Source organism: Aeromonas sp. CA23 (genome assembly GCF_002587065.1).
In the GTDB taxonomy this organism is placed as follows: domain Bacteria; phylum Pseudomonadota; class Gammaproteobacteria; order Enterobacterales; family Aeromonadaceae; genus Aeromonas; species Aeromonas bestiarum.
The window spans coordinates 4,004,165-4,023,310 of the sequence record NZ_CP023818.1 but is presented as its reverse complement, the minus strand read 5'-3'; the positions used below and the strand labels follow the sequence as shown (position 1 = coordinate 4,023,310).

Below are 19,146 nucleotides of genomic sequence, written 5' to 3'. Positions count from 1 at the left end.
TCATGGCACAGAGCACAGGATTACAATTTACCGTCAAGGTTGGCGCACTGGCTGACAGTACCTTTGTGGTCGCGAGCTTCAAGCTCGATGAGGGCCTAAACAGCCCATTTAGCCTTAAGCTGGAGGTGGCCAGCCAGCAACCGGACATTGACTTTGGTGCTGTACTGGACCAGCCCAGCGAGCTGCTGGTGTGGTACAACGGCGAGCAGCAGCGCCGGGTCTGCGGGGTAGTGAGCGAGTTTGCCCAAGGGGACAGTGGCTTTCGCCGCACCCGTTACAGTCTGGAGGTCAAACCGGCCCTGTGGCGACTGGGATTGCGCCAAAACTCCCGCATCTTCCAGGCACAGAAACCAGACGAAATCCTCTCCATCCTGCTGCAAGAGCACGGCATCACCGATTACGCCTTTGCGCTGAAAAACGAGCATGCCCAGCGGGAATATTGCGTGCAGTACCGGGAGACTGACCTCGAGTTCGTCAACCGGCTCGCAGCTGAAGAGGGGCTGTTCTACTTCCACGAATTCGAGCAAGGCAAGCATCGCATTGTCTTTGCCGACGATGCGGCGGCATTAACCGCTGGCCCCGAGCTGTTCTTCAACCTCGGCAACCGCTCGCTGGAACAAGGTGCTTATGTCCGTCAGTTCCACTACCGCGAATCAGTGCGCCCCGCAGAGGTCGAGCTCAAGGACTACAGCTTCAAGACCCCAGCCTACAGTCTCTCCCAGAAGAAGATGGGAGCCGAGCTCGAGCACCAGCGCGACACCTACCAGCACTTCGACTATCCGGGCCGCTTCAAGCAGGACCCGAGCGGCAAGGCATTCACCCAGCACCGGCTCGATGCCTTACGCAATGACGCCGTGGCGGGCAGTGGCAAATCCAACAGCGCAGCCCTGCTGCCGGGCCAGTTCTTTTCCCTCTCCGAACACCCGAACGGCAGCCTCAATACAGGCTGGCAAATCGTCCATATCCGCCATACCGGCGAGCAGCCGCAGGCGCTGGAGGAAGAGGGCGGCGATGGCCCTACCGTCTACCACAACGAATTTGGGGTAGTGAAAGCCAGCACCACTTGGCGCGCCCATATCGGCAGCCCACAGGCGCCCCACAAACCCATGGTGGATGGCCCGCAAATCGCCAGCGTAGTGGGCCCGGAAGGGGAAGAGATTTACTGCGACGAACATGGCCGGGTCAAGCTGCAATTCCCGTGGGACCGCTATGGCTCGAGCAACGACCAGAGCTCCTGCTGGGTACGCGTATCCCAAGGCTGGGCCGGTGGCCAATACGGTATGATGGCCATTCCGCGCATCGGCCACGAGGTTATCGTGAGTTTCCTGGAAGGGGACCCCGACCAGCCCATCGTGACAGGTCGCACCTTCCATGCCACCAACCGGCCGCCCTACGACCTGCCAGCCAACAAAACCCGCACCGTGCTGCGCACCGAAACCCATCAGGGCGAGGGTTTCAACGAGCTGCGCTTCGAAGACCAGGCGGGACAGGAAGAGATTTACATCCATGGTCAGAAAGACCTGAACGTATTTATCGAAAATGATGCGGCCTGGCACATCAAACATGACCAGCACACAGACATCGACAACGAGCGGGTCACCCGCATCAAGGCGAATGACCACCTGACGGTAGAAGGTGAGAAGCGCGACCACATCAAGGCCGATTACTCCCTCACTGCTGATGCCTCCATGCATCAGAAACTCGGCCAGTCATTGTTGGTTGATGCTGGTAGTGAGGTCCACTGTAAGGCCGGGATGAAGATTGTGATGGAAGCCGGTGCCGAGCTAACCCTGAAAGTGGGCGGCAGCTTCGTTAAAATCGACCCGAGTGGCGTGACCCTCAGCGGTGGTTCTATCAAGATGAACTCGGGTGGTAGCCCTGGTGCTGGGTCAGGTTGGGCCGGGCAGATGCCCATTCAGCCAGGTGATGTCGAGGTTGTGCCACCACCGCCACCGGTAGACCCCATCCGTCAGATAGCCACCCTCAAATCCGCTGAACCCGTCTGTGAGATTTGTGAACAGATGGCGAAGGAGGGCAAGTAATGGTCTTGCCAGAAGTCGCCTTGGCTAATGGTGAGCGTCTTTATCTGTTGCTCGATGGCGGACAACTCCCCGAGCTTGAAAGGCAGCTGTTTGAGGTAAGCGATAGCCCGGCTTACCAACCTCTTTATCTCTATTCCCCCTGGGATAGCTTGCGAGAGGTATCCCCTTGCCTGGTTGAGGCTAGTGAGCCGTTGCTCAGCTGGTTTCAGCAGCTGCCCGCCAATACGGGATGGCTGCTCGCCTCGCATTTGACGTTATTGCCGCTGGCTGACCAGTTACGCCAGCTTATCGAGGTCGAAAGCCCCTACTGTAGCCGCATCTTGCTCAAACTGGCGGCTCCGGAAACCATGGCATGCCTGATGGTGGATGCAGACCCCTGGCTGTGGCGGGGGATTTCACAAGTCTGGTTGCCGACCCGTGCGGGTTGGCACCATTGGCAGGTCAAAGAGACGCTTGCCGAGCTGATGGGCGACACATGCAGGCTCACCGATGTGCAATGGGCTCGCTTGGGCGAAGTGAGTTGGCAAAACCAGCTGGATGCGGTTTATCGCCATATGCAGGTGTGGTTTCCTACCCGGTTAGCGCAGCAGCTCGCGCCGCAGGAGTGGATTGCCCGTTGGGCCAGACGAGCTTACCAACTGGGGTTTCAGACCGAGCGTGACCTGCTGCTGTTTTTCAATGTGCTGGGATTTGTCGGCGATGGATGGTGGGAGGGCGATGACTATCCGACCCTGAGCAAGTATCTAACCTCCCCCTCGGCACAAACCCCGTCACAACGTGTGGAGCTGGCGGCCAACTGGGCAGAGCAGCACGCATTACCACAGGAGTTAACCTAAATGGGCCAAATGAACCAACCCAAGAGCGGACCCAACCAGGCAGCCATGGCGGCCAGCAATAAAGACTGTAAAAGCCCGGTGGGCACCTGCCCCTTTAAAAATAAAGAGCTCGCACTGGTGCCGGTGCGTTACGCGGTGGATGAACCGTTTGAGGCGCCTGCCACACAACCTCATCCCCTGCCAGCCAAAGACTTCAAAGGCCCCCTGACGCTGAAGGCCAACCCCTACACTTTACGTCAACTGCGTGATGGCTGGCTCTATGTCTTTGACGAAACAGCGAAAGAGCTCGATGAGTACGAGGTCAAAGGCAGCCAATTTATCCATACCAGCAAGGGCAGCAAAGGGCATTTGCTCTACCATGCCAACCACAAGGTGGCGATGGCTTTCTCCCATCAGCGCTGGACGGCGCGCCTGAAAACGGCCTATAGCGAGCAGAGCGGCCTGCGCAGCAAAGGCATGCGCCGCTTCAACCTGCTGTCGCTGGCGAGCAAAATGGGTGGTACCCATGCGGGATTACTGGATGTGCTCTCAAGCCATGTGGCAGACATGGGGCTGGCCAATAAAGGCTTTGAGGCAAGCTGTGCCCCAGTTAAAGCCCCGGACGGGGCCGCGCCGGGTCTGCTTTGGCACGACAAACCGGCCGGTTCACCTGCGCCCTGCAAGGTTGGAATGCCTGATCTGAAAAGTGCACTGGTCGTTGCGCTTGATGACATCGTCTCCGATATGCACGATTTGACGGTACGACTGGGTGAGGTGTGGGCCAAGCAGGAAAATCCCTTCAGTGATGACACCCAGCGCCACAAATGGACCATGGCCGCGATTACCGAGATGGTTGGGTTGCCGCCCGTGAATGAGCAACAGCTCCCTGCCGCCATCAAGGGCAATCGACTGGCGACCTTTCGTTTTAAAAAGAGCCTGTTGGTTTACGCCAAAGCTGAGCGAGAGCGCCAACAGTTTATGCTAGCGCCTCCCGTGGCCGTCAGTACCCCTCAGATAGCCACGTCGTTAATGGCCAGTGTGGATAAGGCGCTAACGGCGCTGCAAGGGTATAAACCAGGCCCAGACCTAGTGCAAAAGTGGGGTGAGTTCCGCTATAAGGATGTGGTTCGCTGGCAAGCGCTGGAAGCCCAGATTGCACAACACCAACCCTTGATGGACAAACTCCGGAAGCGATGGGAAGTGACCTATGACGATGCCCTGCTTGTGCTGGCGGCGCTGCCGGGTAACCCTCTGTTGCTTGGGTTTGATAGTCAGACGGAAAAAGCACAAGCCTACCTGCTCACCAGTGCCCAAGAGTGGCTGGCGATGTTGCAGGTGACGACACCTGGGATGGAATGGGCCAAGACTCTGCAAAAGCAATTACGTAAAGGCGCCTTACCCGCATTGGCGCATTACGGCTTTGACGAGACAGTAAAAATAGAGCTGGTCGAACAGGCATCCTGGCTCAATATCAGTAACACCACCGCGGGCGCTAACGCCAGTGCGGGGTGGAGTGCGCTGGCCGATGAAGGGCGCTTGCTCGATAGCAAATTGTTTGCCGGATTGGGGGCATCATCCAAGGCCACCATGGATGCACTTCATCAAGCCATCACTGGCCCAGCCATGCAGGCATGGGAGCGGCTGACCATGGTGTTGCATCCCCTACTGCTTAAAGGGCAATCCAACGCTGCCTGGGTGGCAGCAGTAGCGCTGGAGGCGGTGCATACCGGGCAGGCAGTACGCTTTAACAAGGCATTCAATACCGAAGCCAAGGCGTGGCTACAGCACCAACACGATGCGGCGGGGATGCAGAGCCGTCAGCTGGGTACCCCAGGGCAACCCATCTCCCCACACCAAACGCAGGAGCTGGGACAAGCTGGCCAGCAGTTGCAACGCGCCCGCTGGCCCCGCCTGTTTCTCCTTGAAGGTAAGCAGGTCGAGTTTGAAGCCAATGTAGCGCGCTATCAGGCGCTGTTGCACCAAGGGGGAGTAAAAGCGGCAGGGCAGGCTGGCAAGGTCTGGGATAGCTGGGGAAACTTTGGTGGGTTGGCCGCCCTGGTCAATATGACCAATCTCGTTTCAACCCTGGACCACTATCAGGAGAACCGCTTAAAAGTCACAGGCAGCCCCAAGGCCTTGGCGGACCTTGATCGTGCTGTAACCTATACCGCTGCCTGGACAGGTAGCGCCATTGCTGGTGTCTATCAGGGCAGTGCATACGGTGCGCTCAAAGAAAATACATTATTGGCCATGAAGTTGAAGGATGTGGCCAAAGAAGGTTATGGCGTGTTGGCCCGCCGCTTTGCGCTCTCGATGGGTGCCATGGCGGGGTTAGGCTTGCTGGCTGCTTCGTTGGAGCTAGCGGAAACATGGGGTAAAACGGAAGACACAACGAACTCTGATACGGAGCAGTTTGCTTACTACTTAAAGGCAATGGGTATTGGAGCTCAAGCGGTTGCTTCTGGAGTAGCTCTATTTCAATTAGTTTCTGGTTCTCTTATAGGTGTAATTTGGGCTCCTTGGATGATGGCGTTTATTGCTATTGGGGGTGTTGCTTACTTGGTATCAACCTGGTTATTGGCCCGTTTTGGGCGAACCCCCATCGAGCGTTGGTTGCTGCAATCGACCTGGGGCACCAAACCTGCGGGCTGGACACCCGCAGTCGAGCTGGGGGAGTATGAGCGATTGGCCCATGCCCCGGAAGTGACGATGGATGAAAAAGGACGGGAATTGGTGATCCGCATGCCAGCACATATCAGTGAAATGACTTTGCAGGCGGGCGTCCAGCGTATTAGCTATCAGGCCAACCCCAGTGGCAGTTATCCGGCTGCCGTGTCGGTACATGGCGCTCCTCAGGCGCTACCTCTGCCCACTCGTCAGGGTCAACGGGGTGAATATCGTTTGCCACATACGCTGACACAAGGGGACAAGCTGATACTGCTGATCACCTATCCAGCAGAAGAAAGCTTGAGTGGCACAGCACAACGTTTTGTGATCCGTGGCTCCCTCTCCCTCGGGGCCGTTCTCACCGCAGAAATAGATGCCGCCTTACCGGTAAAAGGCATATTGATCGAGATGAAGCAATGAATGACGTACAAGTAGAGGATCATCCGCCCCGTTCAGGGGAACCACTATTTCGCTATATCGCGGAACAATATCAGGCACTGCAACAAGAGCCTGTAATCTACCAATGGAAGATTAATTATCAGAGCCCAACTGCTTGGCACTCAGGTCTGTTTGGTGGAGGGGTAGGTATATTTCTTGGTCTATATTTCCCGTTGAGAGATGGTGATGTCAGTATTTTTAATACGATGTCAAACATACTCTATTCCTTAGGTGTAATAATGATTTTTTATGCCCGTTATTTGATAAATACCAACAAAATCTACCACTACCATATTACGGCCAAGGGTATTTATTACACCTTGCAGGATGACATTCCCGAGATTGCCTTTACCATCATGCGTGGTGTGGGATGGTTTGGCTGTATCGCCTGTGTCCTAGCGGCAGGTCTGCTTGGCCCAGCCGCCTTTATCGGTGCTGGTGCAAGTGCTTTGCTGGCTTGGAAGATAAAAGATATGAAGCCGGAGTTAAAAGAAGAAGTATGTCTTTACTCTAATGGTGATAAAGCCGAGTTGACCCTTTTTGAGAGAGGGGGAGCAATTAAACTACATGGCCGTGAACATATCTCAGAGTTCGGTGTACTCTACTGTTTAGAGGGGGAATATCAGAAGGTATTGAAACTGCTCTATCCCTATCTGGATAATTATGAAGTGCATGAGGTAGGTAGCTGGCGTGCGTTCTGAAATTGAGTCTGGTATGCCGAATAACTAATTAGCCTGTTCCTCAAACCACCTGACAAGCAAGGCTAATGGCCAGGGAAGGCGCCGCATCAGCTTTATGCCCATCAGGTGGCTGCGTAGCATAACGGATTAGCCCGCAATACTGCAGTACCTCATCCGTCACTTTTCACTCTGCGAAGAATTTTCCCATGACACATCGAGCCTTATGGCTGGCACTGACAGCTAGCATGCTTGCAGCCTGTACTTCCACTGCCTCACGCACTGAGGCCGAGTTATCCCAAGCTGCAAAGCAGGGGGATGGCCGCGCCCAGTATGAGCTAGCCAAACGGCTGGCAACCCAACCCGATTACCCCAACGCAATGCACTGGATGCAGCAAGCGGCAGAGCAGTCAGGCCCCTTGGCCGCCGATCAGCAGATCCGCGCGAACGCCGCATGGCAGGTAGGTGACTGGTACCAAGCAGGGCTCGGTGAGCCTAAAAATCCGGCACTTGCCAATCAGTGGTGGCAACGTTCTGCGCGTCTTGGTAACACCCATGCCAGCTATCGGTTGGGGCTGATGTGCCAGGAGCAGCATCAAGGCAAACTGGTGAATGAATGCCTCGATTGGTTCGAGCAGGCCGCCAAGCGGGATCATGTCGAAGCGCAGTTAGTCCTGGCCCGGTGGTACAGTAAACAACCGGGTGCAGATGCGGACGCCATCAAGTGGATTGAGCGGGCCGCAGAACTGGGCCACCGTGATGCCCAGTACCTACTGGGTGAGCGATATGCGCAAGGCCGAGGGGTCGCCAAACGTCCAGATATTGCCCAGCGCTGGTTTGAGAAGGCTGCCGCCCAGCAGCAGCCGGATGCTTTGTTATTGCTGGCTCGTCAGGCAGCACCTGCCAATGCGTTCACGGCCTATCAGCGCGCCGCCACTGCGGGCTCTGCCGAGGCTGAACTCTGGCTAGGAATGGCGTATCTGGCAGGGAAACAGGTCCCGACAGACCCGGCCTTGGGGCGTTACTGGCTGGAGCTGGCCGCCGGACACGGCTCCCACGAGGCCGAGTATCAACTGAGCTTGCAGCAGGTAGACCAGAAGCAGCAGCTCTACTGGTTAGAAAAGGCTGCTGACGGTGGCGTACCCAAGGCGTTGTTCGAGCTGGCGGAGCTACAGCATAAGCAAGGTGAACTGGAGCGGGCCAGAGCCAGTTATGCCAAGGCCGCCCAACAAGGACACATTGCCGCGCAGTACACCTACGGTGAAATGTTGCGTTTGGGGCAAGGTGGCAAAGAGGATTACGCACTGGCTCTCAAGCAGTATCGCCTGGCGGCCCAGCAAGGTGACCGCATGGCTCAATACCGGATGGGAACACTACGTGAGGAAGGTCTGGGGGCGCCGCGCAACCGGGTGCATGCCTACGCCTGGTTGTCTCTAGCTGCAACCGAAGGGATGTCTGAAGCAGTACGGGCTCGTGACGAGCTGGAGGCTGTAATGACCAAGCCAGAAGTAAAGCAGGCTCAAAAACTGTCGGAGCATTGGTTTCAGTTATCAAAAAACAAAATGGAAAGGGGATGACTATATATCCCCTGTCTGTTTTTGTATTAACACTCACTGAAAAACTTTAATTCTCCACATTCCTTGCAGGCGATATGTATGTTATTCCCAGTCATTACGGGAATAATTTCATGAGAGTTACATGCTGTACAATGCAACAAGTTAGGCGCGTGTGCAGTAAAATATTTCTTCTTGATATCTTCTTCCCAGAATGGGGTTAGTGGCTTGTAAAATCCAGCATCCTTAGCATTAAGTATTTGCTCGTAAAGGATAATGCTTAATGCTGAGCGAGGTAGGGCGGGATTTCTCGGGGGATTGGATATTGACCATGACTTTATTTTTGCTCGCTCTGCTTTTTTAAGCATTTCACCAGGGATGCTGTATGTAGCATGTCTTCTACCCTTCGAGAGTCCACTATTGTAAAATTTAATAGCATTGTCTATTGCTAGCTTTGCAAGATGACGAATCTCACTTACTGAAAAGTCATTTAGCATAGCAATGATGCTTTTTCTCGTGCTGGTGCTAGGTGGCTCAGTAAGTTGGTCATGTTTTTCTATCGCCGTACTTATATTCGTCATGGCCTCTTCGGTGGCTATTTTGAAGATCAAGTCATGTATCTCCATAGACCATTCTGGCCTGATTCTGCCATATATGACATCTTGAGCGATCTGGTCTCGCAATACTATTGCATTAGCTTTTTTAATTGTATCTAAGGTGACGTTTACTACCCAAGATACACTTTCAAAATCGAAGGTGTTGAAGTTGTTCGTCTCATGGAAGAAGCAGGTTGGTGTATCAGGATTAACCAGTAATATCTTCCTATGAAAAAGTGATGTCAAGCATTCAACTCCCATGCTACGGCTTGGCGTAAATGGCTTGCTATTAGATGTTTTATTCAGTGGGTGAAAAGTTTGTTCGGTATCAATGTGCCCAGCTTCGATAAGGGCAAGGATAAACAGTTTCTCCGAAAAGCTTAACTGTGAGTAAGGATAAGCGGGATATGAATTAGTTGAATATTTTTCAGAGATAATAGCTCTGTTCATAGTTGCTTTTATTTCTGCTTTGTGCTTTTTTAAGTTGTTGCATTGGGTACATGTGCATAATTCATTTCTGCTGTTATCTTTATCTGCGTACTCTATATGTTGACACTCTATGCATATTGCAGAAGGCTGATTATAGTAGTGTGTATTCTTTCTTCTTACCTCACGATACATCTGTTCTTTACAGTGAGGACAAGTAAAATTACTCGCTATACATAATGGTAAAATTTTCGAGAGCTTGTTTGGTGTGGTTTTGATATTGTAATCACTTATCAGTTGGGCACACTTCTCCCCCGCCTCATATCGGGCAGATAGTTCATCTATCTGTGCTGCAGATAGGTGGGTTAGTTCTTCTCTTATTTTTAGCAACGGCCTATTAGAACTCATCATTAATGCCCCTATTCGAAAGTTCGCTTATTTTACATAAAAATTTAAAACTACCAAAGCTGAGCACGTGCGGTGATGTTCTGTTTGGTGACTTGATATCGATTACAGGCTGTGGCAAAGAAGAGAATGGATGTAGATACTGGCGTAATACTGGGTTGTCATATGGCATAAGGAATGAAGAGGGGTTTGTAATACTACGCATGCCCATTTTTTGCCATGCCTGATGTACTACAGTAACGATATGGTCAGGCTGTCTGAGCTCTGGCCTGGCAAGATGGCATCATCAGTCAGAGCAAGCTAAAAAAAAGAACATAGAAGGAAGCGGCCCATCAGGGCCGCTTCCTTCTTATTCTGTTGGTAAATTATCAGCCACAAATTCAGCCCAAGCATCCATCATGGGCCGTCGTTGGTCCAGCAAGTCCGTGCGATGGTACGCAGCTTCTACCTTGTTTTGCACTGTATGAGCTAACGCTCGTTCAGCGAGATCCCTTGCATAACCCTGCTCGCTGCACCAGTCGCGAAAGCTGGAACGAAAACCATGCGCCGTTGCCAGACGGCCAGGAGTAGAGCTTGGCGCTTTTACCCGTCGCAAAAATGTCGTTAGTACCATATCTGATAGGGGGACTTGATCGCGTGGAGAAGGGAAGACCAATTCATCATGCAACCCCTGCAACCCCATCAGGATCTCGACGGCTCGAAGAGATAACGGGACGCGATGCATTTGTTTGGCCTTCATTCGTTCTGCTGGCAAGGTCCAGACCTTTGCTTCCAGGTCTACCTCTGACCATTTCATGGCTCTCACTTCACCTGAACGGCAAGCCGTCAGGATCAAGAACTCCAGCATTAAGCGAGTTACATCGTAACGTTGTGTTGTCCTCAGATGCTGCTGAACAAAGGCTGGAATGTCACGCCAGGGCATGGCAGGTTGATGTTCGGTACGAACGGCTTTACTGGGTTGTAGTGGGAGTAAGTGATTTACCACATCGACCGGGTTTGCTTGGCAGTGACCATGCGCCCAGGCCCAAGCCATGACCGCATGCAGCCGTTGTTTCACACGGCTGGCAGTTTCAGGGATCTCCAACCAGATCGGCATTAAGACCTCAGCGATCTGTGCAGGAGTGATGGCAGAGATTGAGCACTGGCCAATCATGGGGAATGCATATTGCTCGAGCGTCGAGATCCACTGTTTGCCGTGTTTGGGGTTTTTCCATCCAGGCAGCAGTTTGGAGTGAACTTCTCGAGCTGCTGCCTGGAAAGTTGGGATAGAGGGTTTGCTCTCTTCAGCACGTTTGAGTTCGAGTGGGTCAAGGCCATTGGCGAGTTGCTCTCGCATCTTCTGTCCTTGCTTGGTGGCATCGGCGATGGATATCTCTGGGTAAGAACCAAGCCCCGCATTTCTGCGTTTGCCGGTCACTGGGCTGACATAACGAAGCACCCAGTTGCCACGGCCTTTCGCCGTTGACGGATGAAGTGCAAGGCCTGTTACACCACCATGTGCAATTGCTTTGTCACCCGGCTTGAGATTACGTGCTTTGGTATCGGTAAGAAGTGCCATAGGGAAGATTCCTTGAGAATGTGGCATGCCATGGACTATGCCATCCATTGTGCCATTTAGAGCGGGATAGTGTCATTTATAGTCGGACGATGTTGGACGATTTTTTCTGTAAGATACTGATTGTAATTGGATGTGTAGGATGTGGTTGGTTTTGACTGGACTTAATTCAGGCGGTCTCCCTCACCGCCAAATAAAACAAAAGGGCCTGTCGAAAGACAGGCCCTTTTGTTTCTCCAGTGCTTGCTGGTGCAACCCCTATCCAGGCTCGGCAAGCGGACAGGCTCCGCCATGCCGGGTAGCCAAGAGTGCCCCTTGGGCGAGAGCCCGCTGACGGTGAGCACATCCCGGCCGAATACCGCCTTGAAAAACCGACCTGATGGTCGGTTTTTTGCTTTCAGGCAGGTCATCTTTCACTGCCTGCCGGGGGACGCACCTTCGCCGAGCGCGGGATCGCCGCACTTCAGGGCCTTGAGCATCACACGGGTGGCGGGCGAGACAGTCAACCCGGCCATGGCTGATGCGCGTTGGCGCTAGCCTGCCAGGGGGTGACCGGCGACCATGCCGTGTGGGTCTAGGCGCATCTCTCGGCCTGGGTCTGTGTGTTCAAAGAGTTCGGGGCCAAGCCCCAGCGGACGCCTGGCTCGGCAGATGCTCTGCGCAAACGGGGGCCCGGCTGACGGAGGGGCTGCAACTCATGATGCCCGGCGCCTTGATCACGCAGATGCCGGTCGGGTTTGATATCGACTAGCCAGAACAAGCCCCTGTGCGCTGCGTCGAGCAACTCGCCCAGGGTCGGAGCGGCTGGCCAGCGTGAGCCCGCCTCAGCTACCAGAGGCTCAGTCACACCCGGCGCAGTCCGGCTGCGCCGGGTGTTTTTTAGATGCCGCCATGCCTTATCTCTCCCGAGTTGAGATGGGGGAGCCTGTGCTAGGCCATGACTCGCCGGGCGCGGCCTGCATATGAGGGCATATCGGCGTCTGCCAGCGACTGTGCATTGGCGCAGGGCTGGGCAAGCGTGACGAACACCCGGGAGGTGAGGCGGGTCAGCAGTTCATAGGGGATAGTCCCTATCTTCTCCGCCACCTGTTCCACCGGCAGACCCTCTCCCCACAGGATCACCTCATCCCCGCACTGGTCGCTGGTGTGTGGCCCGAGATCGATCGTGATCATGTCCATGGAGACCCGGCCGACGATGGGCACCCGGCGACCATTGACCAGCATGGGCGTCCCCTCGGGAGCCATACGTGGATAACCGTCGCCATAGCCGACCGCGACCACCCCCAGGGTGGTGTCGCGCTGGGCCACCCAATGGGCGCCATATCCTACCGATTCTCCCCGCTTGCACTCTCTGATGGCGATGAGCTGGCTCTTGAGGGTCATGACGGGGCGCAGCCCATGATCGGTGGCCAGCTGACCCCCGAAGGGGGAGGCGCCATAGAGCATGATGCCAGGTCTTATCCAGTCGCTGCGTGAACCCGGCCAGGCCAGGATCCCCGCCGAGTTGGCCATGGCCCGCTCGCCCGGCAGGTGGGCGGTGAGCTGGTTGAACGCCTCGATCTGCTGCTGGGTGGCTTGGTTCTCCTGCTCGTCGGACTGGCCGAAATGGGTCATCAGATGGAATGGTTGTACCACGCTCCTGCAATGGCTCAGTCGTTCGATGAAGGCGGGCAGATCCTGCGCCCTCACCCCCAGCCGGTTCATCCCGGTATCGAGCTTGAGCCAGACCTTGATGGGGGCCGGCAATTCAGCCTGTTCGAGCAGTGCCAGCTGATCCCAGGTGTGCAGTGTGGTCTGTAGATTGTGCTCCGCCAGCAGCGGCAGCGCCTCGGCCGAGAAGAAGCCACCCAGCACCAGAATGGGTTTGGTGATGGCATTGGCACGCAGTACCAGCGCCTCTTCGAGTCGCGCCACCGCATAGGCATCCGCCTGGACCAGGGTGTTGGCGACTTGCAGCAGGCCATGACCATAGGCGTTGGCCTTGAGGACCGCGATGATCTTGCTGTGGGGGGCGTGACGCCGCACGACGGCAAAATTGTGATGGAGCGCATCGACATCGATGCTGGCCGTAACTGTGTTCATCATGGGATCGGGTGTCTGCTCGATGAGGATCTGGGTTGGCTGTTCGTCTCAATCTTGACCCGCTGGCTTGGGCGCCCTGTGTCGGGTCGCCGGAGTACGCAGCGGATGTTTATTTATATGCTTTAAAATGTACGATTATGTTATCAGTTGTTTTTTGTTTGGTAAATTACGTGGCGAATGGGAGCGCATGAATGGCCTGAATACGGGATATTCCTCTGTATAAATGTGCTTCCCAACGCTTTGTCTTGCTCCCTATCACGCGATATTTATCACTGGTTATGACCCGCCAAAAGGCAGGGGTTAATGTGGATTTTTCAGTGAGTTGGCGGCAGGACCCGGCTCGGGTTGATGGGGTTTGACACGGATTGGGAGCCGAGACCGGCCGGATGAAGGTGTGGGGGGAGGGGAAAAGCAGGGCTGCCGGGATGGCAGCCCTTGTTGGCCTGCTACACCTTGAAGAAACCTATGCCCTGGTTGAGCTGGTGGATGATGTCGGTCAGCTGGGAGGCATCGTGGTTGACGCTCTCGGCGGCGGATACGTTCTCCAGCGACATCTGGGTGATCTCTTCGACCGACTGGGCGATCAGCTGGCTGGCGGCGGCCTGCTCATGGAGCATGGAGCTGATCTCCTGGATGAGGCCCACCACCTTGCGGGAACTCTGATCCACCTGGGCCATGGTATCGCTGGAGCTGTCGGTGGTTTCTCGCACCCTGCTCATGCTGTCGGCACAGGCATTCATTCCCTTGACCGCACCTGTGGCCCCCTGCTGGATCGACTTGAGCATCTCGTTGATCTCTTGTGTCGCCTGGGTCGTCCGCGCCGCCAGGGTGCGCACCTCGTCGGCCACCACGGCAAAGCCACGCCCCATGTCACCGGCCCGGGCGGCCTCGATGGCGGCGTTGAGTGCCAGCAGGTTGGTCTGATCCGCCACTCCCTGGATCATCACCGAGATCTGGCTGATGCGGGTGATGTCATCGAACAGCCCCTGCACCTGTTTGGCCGAGTCGTTGACGGCCGTGGTGACCTTGAGCACCTCTTGCGAGGCGTGCTTGACCTGCTCTTCACCCGAATGGGCAATCTCCCCCGACTGCATCACCACGCTGTTGGCCTGGTTGGCGAAGGAGGAGAGCTGGGAGACCGAGGTGGTCAGCTCTTCGACCGATGCGGCTGTGTTGGCGGTCGCCAGCGACTGTTGCTGGGAGCTGGTGTTGACCTGCTGGGCGGCGGCGACCAGCTGGGAGGAGCTGGCAGTCAACCCTTCGGCGGCACGCTGCATGGTCGAGACGATGTCGCGCAGGCTGTGGCGAGTGCTGCTCATGGCTTGCTGCATCTGGGTCAGCTCGTCGTTGCCTTCCGCACTGTCCTGCGCCGTGAGATGCCCTTGCGCCAGCTGCTTCAGCTCGCTCATGATGGCGAGCAAGGGCAGATTGATGCTGCTGCTGAGCAGCCAGCCCAGCAACAGGGAGAGCATGACGGATCCGGCGAGTATGGTATAGGTGGTGGTGGTGATATCGGCGACGATCACGTCGCTGTCATCATAGGCCTTCTTGCCGAGCCCCTGATTGATGTCCACCAGCTTGCTGAGCAGATCGTCGACCACCTGAAAGCTGGCGGCGGCTTCCCCCTTCATCAGCTTGACGGCGGTGTCGTTGTCATTGGCATAGCTGGCGGCCATCGCCTTTTTCGCACTCTCTTTATAGATGGGCCAGGTTCTGTCCATCTCCGCCAGCGCGGCTTTTTCCGGCTCGGTCAGCTCGGTCGCCCGGTATTTATTCAGCAGGGTATTCATCTTCTGTTCGTAGCCATCCATCTGGCTGGCGATCTTGTCCATACCTGGCTGTGTTGGCTCGATGACATAGTCAAACAGCGAACGGTTATGGTAGATGGCCTGCATATTGGCATTGGCTATGTCGGTGATGGGGGTCAGGTTGTTGAGATACATGCCATTGAGCATGTCATTGACAGTGGCAGTATTCTGTTTGCCGTAGAGCCCCACCCCGATCAGGATGAGGTTCAGCAACAGAAAAGAGACGATAAGCCGCGTCTTGATGGAGATCTGGCGAAGTAGGTTGTTCATGGTAGCCTCATGCTTGTTTTATTTGCGTTCCCTGCAGCGAGATTACGACTGCTCTCTTGTCATCCCACCCCTGGCCGGGTGAGCACCACAATATCGTTTCTGCATCCTCGTTATTTCACCCTTCATGTCACCCTGGCTTGCCATTCGGCAAACCAGGACGTTATCTGTGCCACAGGCAAGGGGCGACTGACGTAATAGCCCTGGGCCAGTTCACAGCCCAGCAGGGCCAGTTGCCGCCAGTCCTCTTCGCTTTCAACCCCTTCGGCCACCGTCTTGAGCCCAAGCTTCTGGCTCATGACGATGGCTGAGGTCAATATAGCCAGCTTCTTCGGGCTGCTATGGGCGTCGTGGACAAATTCTTTATCTATCTTGATCTCGGTGAAGGGGCAGCGGGATAACTGCTTCATGGAGGAGTAGCCGGTGCCATAATCATCCATTGCGACGCCAAACCCCCTGAGCCGCAAACGGGCCAGGGTGCCCAATGACATGGAGAGATTGGACATGAAGGTGGTTTCGGTGACTTCAATAATGATGGCGTTGCAGGGCAGTTGGTGTTCCTGCACGACGGCAATCATGTTCTCGACCAATTTATCCGTGAGCAGCAGGCTCACCGGCAAATTGATCGAGCAGCTGATGGGGTCGGGCAGGCTGGCCAGTGTCGTGAGCGCATCACAGGTGGCGTGCAGGAAGTGATAAAAGAAATCCAGCGCCAATTGCCCCTCTTCCAGATGGTGGACGAAACAGACGGGCGGGATCACGCCGTGTTCGGGATGGAGCCAGCGCACCAGGGCCTCAAAGCCATAGAGGCGCGAATCCGCCATCGTTATCTTGGGTTGCAGAAAAGGCACCAGTTGCCGGTTGTCCAGCGCCTGCTGCACATCGTCGGCGGTGAAGGCGAGCTGCATCCACTTCTTGTTCTCCCTGTGCACCAGGGGATCGCAATGCTGCAGCATGTTGCGCAGGTCGCTCGATTTGAGCGGCTTTGACAGCACGCCTATCACCTCCAGGGTACCCGCATCGGCAATGGCGTGGATCACGTCCAGCACATCCCGCTCCACTCCGCTCATCACGGCCACAAACATCCGGTAGTGGGTATTTTTCTCCAGGTTGCTGATGAGCTCCACCCCGTCCATGCCCGGCATGTTGAGGTCGGTCAGCAGCAGATCGATGCGCTCGTCTATGTGCTCCAGTTGCTGCAACCTGTCCAGTGCATCCTGACCATCCTGAGCCACATGAACGTGGCCAAACCCCAGCTCCTGCAACAAGCAGGTCACCTCATACTGCTGGGTGCGGGAGTCATCGACCACCATGGCACTGCGTCCTTGCCATTTTTCCAACGACATAATTACACGCCTCGCTGATCCGGACGGCTGAGCGTCTGGGTGATGTGGGTGAGTGACATGACTTCGTCCACGCCGCCATGGGCTATGGCCTCCTTGGGCATGCCAAACACCACGCAACTGCCTTCATCCTGCGCTATGGTGCGGGCCCCTGTGTCGTGCAGCTCTTTCATGCCCCGGGCTCCGTCGTCTCCCATGCCGGTCATGATGATGCCAAGCGCATTGCTGCCTGCACTCACGGCCACCGAGCGAAACAGCACGTCCACCGACGGGCAGTGGCGGGAGACCGGCGGGCCCTCTTTCACTTCGGCCAGATACTGGGTGCCGCTGCGCTGGATCAGCAGGTGCTTGCCGCCCGGGGCTATGATGGCGACGCCCGGCAGCAGGCGATCGCCGGTGGCGGCTTCCTTTACCTCCAGCTGGGAGAGGCTGTTGAGCCGCTCGGCGAAGGAGGCGGTAAAGCGGGCCGGCATGTGCTGCACTATGGCCAGCCCAGGGCAACTGGCCGGCAGGCGGGAGAGCAGGTATTCCAGCGCCTGGGTGCCGCCGGTGGAGGTGCCGAGCGCGATGATCTTCTCCGTGGTGCGAAACGAGATCCGCTCGGCCGGGGGGGAGAGCATCTCATCGGCATTGTGGCGCGGGACGACCGCAATCTGATTGGTCGCGGGCAGCAGATTGCGCAGCTTGGCGCCGACGGCAGCTCGTATCTCCTGGATGAAGTCGTTGGCCGACTGCTGCAGGAAGCTCTTGATGCCCACGCTGGGCTTGGTGACGATGGAGATGGCCCCCGCCGAGAGGGCCTCCAGGGTGATCATGGCACCCTCCTCGGTCAGGGAGGAGCAGATGATGACGGGGGTCGGGCGCTCGGCCATGATCTTCTTGAGGAAGGTCAGCCCGTCCATGCGCGGCATCTCTATGTCGAGGATGATGACATCGGGCCAGCACTTCTTCATCTGCTGCATGGCGAAGATGGGATCGAAGGCGGCGCCAATGACCTCTATATCCGCAGCCTTGCTCAGCATCTGGGTCAGCACTTCCCGCACCAGGGCCGAGTCGTCGACGATCAATACCCGTATTGTCATGGCGCATCCTTTGCTGGCAGACGGCGATAGCGGGAAGGGGCTTCCTGCACGAGGGGAAGATCTTGCTGGCGAATGACCTCTGAGTGCCCGACCAGCAGATAGCCACCGGGTCTCAGCAGCTGGCAGAGCTGGGTCAGGACGCGGGCCTTGGTGGTGTCGTTGAAGTAGATGAGGACATTTCTGAGCAAAATCACATCGAAATCGCGCTCCTGATAATCGCTGCACGACAGCAGATTGAGGTTGGCGAAGACGACTTTTCTGGCGAGCGTCGGCTTGACCCGGATCTTGCCCGCGTATTCGTCGTGACCGCGCTGAAAGTAGCGCAGCCACAGATGGGGCGGCACATGGCGGGCCCGCTCGACCGAATAGATGGCACGCCGGGCAAAGGGAATGACGCGGGTATTGATGTCGGTGCCATGAATGCTCCAGCGTTCGTTGATGCCGAGCTGCTCGGCCAGCACCATGGCGGCGGAGTAAGCCTCCTCGCCGGTGGAGCAGGCTGCGGACCAGACGCGAAGCGGCTGGCTGCGACTGGCGAGCAGCTGCTCGGCATGGTGTTTGAGCCAGCTGAAGTGCTGGGCCTCGCGAAAGAAATAGGTCTCGTTGGTCGACAGCAGATTGATGGCGAGCTGGCGTTCCTGGGGGGCGAGGGGCTGGTTTATCCGTTCCCAATAGGCTTGATAGCTGGTGAGCTGCAACGCCCGCAGCCGCTTGGCGAGCCGGGATTGCACCAGTGCCCGTTTGCAGGGGGCGAGATCTATGCCCGCCGTGTTGAGGATGAAACGCCGAAACAGATCAAATTCGCTCTGACTGAGGGTCGGGACCAGCTCTGGCGTGAACAGCGGCGCCGCCATGTTCATCCGCCTTGCTCTTGCGAGAACAGCTGGCCGGTGGCGGCCTCGGCCATGGCGCTCAGTTCGGTGATGGAGAGCGCCTTGTGCATGTCGAGCAGGATGGCGAACCGCTGATCTATGGTGACGACCCCTTGAATGAAGTCACCCCGGATGTGGGTGCCGAAGGTCGGTGCCGGCTCTATGGTGTCGGTGCGGATCTCCAGCACCTCGCACACCGCATCCAGCAGCATGCCGATCTCCTGCTCCTCCCCATTGCTGTTGGGCAGGGAGAGGATCGCGACGCAGGTGGTGGGTAGCAGCGGAGTCTGATCTCTGCCAAAGCGGATGGAGAGATCGATCACCGGTACCACGGCGCCGCGCAGGTTGATGATGCCCCGCACGAAGCGCGGCATCATGGGGACCGGGGTCATGCCTTCGAACTCGATGATTTCACGGATGCAGCCTATGTCGACCCCATACAGCTCCCCCCCCAGCATGAAGGTGACGCAGTGAAAATGGGAAGCCGTGGCAGCAGGAGCAAAGGTATCTCTCATCGG

At 56.3% G+C, this 19,146-nt stretch carries 13 protein-coding genes; 5 read left to right on the top strand and 8 right to left on the bottom strand.

Annotation, left to right across the window (positions count from 1 at the left end):
* The first annotated feature begins 2 nt into the window (after positions 1-2).
* From CK910_RS18505 to CK910_RS18485, 5 genes are all read left to right on the top strand, one after another.
* Positions 3-2,042, top strand: a complete 2,040-nt coding sequence (locus CK910_RS18505) for a type VI secretion system Vgr family protein (RefSeq protein ID WP_098984291.1) — start codon at positions 3-5, stop codon at positions 2,040-2,042.
* Positions 2,042-2,878, top strand: coding sequence for a DUF4123 domain-containing protein (locus CK910_RS18500; protein WP_098984290.1), 837 nt, complete (start codon positions 2,042-2,044; stop codon positions 2,876-2,878). The genes CK910_RS18505 and CK910_RS18500 overlap by 1 nt, the downstream gene beginning before the upstream one ends.
* On the top strand, positions 2,879-5,944 hold the full coding sequence (locus tag CK910_RS18495) for a toxin VasX (RefSeq protein WP_098984289.1): 3,066 nt from the start codon (positions 2,879-2,881) through the stop codon (positions 5,942-5,944).
* Positions 5,941-6,663: a hypothetical protein gene (locus CK910_RS18490; RefSeq protein ID WP_098984288.1), complete on the top strand. Its 723-nt coding sequence runs from the start codon at positions 5,941-5,943 to the stop codon at positions 6,661-6,663. Before CK910_RS18495 ends, CK910_RS18490 begins: the two co-directional genes overlap by 4 nt.
* 185 nt (positions 6,664-6,848) lie before the next feature.
* Complete coding sequence (locus CK910_RS18485) at positions 6,849-8,216, top strand: tetratricopeptide repeat protein (protein WP_098984287.1); 1,368 nt, start codon at positions 6,849-6,851, stop codon at positions 8,214-8,216.
* A gap of 26 nt (positions 8,217-8,242) precedes the next feature.
* Here CK910_RS18485 and CK910_RS23875 read toward each other — a convergent pair whose 3' ends face one another.
* The 8 genes from CK910_RS23875 to CK910_RS18450 form a co-directional block, all read right to left on the bottom strand.
* The gene (locus CK910_RS23875; protein ID WP_157774648.1) at positions 8,243-9,625 is read right to left on the bottom strand and encodes a hypothetical protein; all 1,383 of its coding nucleotides are present in this window, start codon (positions 9,623-9,625) and stop codon (positions 8,243-8,245) included.
* Between the two features lie 343 nt (positions 9,626-9,968).
* On the bottom strand, positions 9,969-11,177 hold the full coding sequence (locus tag CK910_RS18480) for a tyrosine-type recombinase/integrase (protein ID WP_098984286.1): 1,209 nt from the start codon (positions 11,175-11,177) through the stop codon (positions 9,969-9,971).
* A 927-nt stretch (positions 11,178-12,104) separates the two neighbouring features.
* Positions 12,105-13,259, bottom strand: coding sequence for an alanine racemase (gene alr, locus CK910_RS18475; RefSeq protein ID WP_172955361.1), 1,155 nt, complete (start codon positions 13,257-13,259; stop codon positions 12,105-12,107).
* A gap of 443 nt (positions 13,260-13,702) precedes the next feature.
* Positions 13,703-15,334, bottom strand: a complete 1,632-nt coding sequence (locus CK910_RS18470) for a methyl-accepting chemotaxis protein (RefSeq protein WP_098984285.1) — start codon at positions 15,332-15,334, stop codon at positions 13,703-13,705.
* A 122-nt stretch (positions 15,335-15,456) separates the two neighbouring features.
* Positions 15,457-16,677, bottom strand: coding sequence for an EAL domain-containing response regulator (locus CK910_RS18465; protein ID WP_098984284.1), 1,221 nt, complete (start codon positions 16,675-16,677; stop codon positions 15,457-15,459).
* Positions 16,678-16,679: 2 nt separating this feature from the next.
* Positions 16,680-17,756, bottom strand: a complete 1,077-nt coding sequence (locus CK910_RS18460) for a protein-glutamate methylesterase/protein-glutamine glutaminase (protein ID WP_043136609.1) — start codon at positions 17,754-17,756, stop codon at positions 16,680-16,682.
* Positions 17,753-18,616, bottom strand: a complete 864-nt coding sequence (locus tag CK910_RS18455) for a CheR family methyltransferase (RefSeq protein WP_253852721.1) — start codon at positions 18,614-18,616, stop codon at positions 17,753-17,755. Before CK910_RS18455 ends, CK910_RS18460 begins: the two co-directional genes overlap by 4 nt.
* Positions 18,613-19,143 (bottom strand): chemotaxis protein CheW, encoded by a 531-nt coding sequence (locus CK910_RS18450; RefSeq protein ID WP_098984283.1) that lies wholly within the window; start codon positions 19,141-19,143, stop codon positions 18,613-18,615. The genes CK910_RS18455 and CK910_RS18450 overlap by 4 nt, the downstream gene beginning before the upstream one ends.
* Between the last annotated feature and the right edge of the window lie 3 nt (positions 19,144-19,146).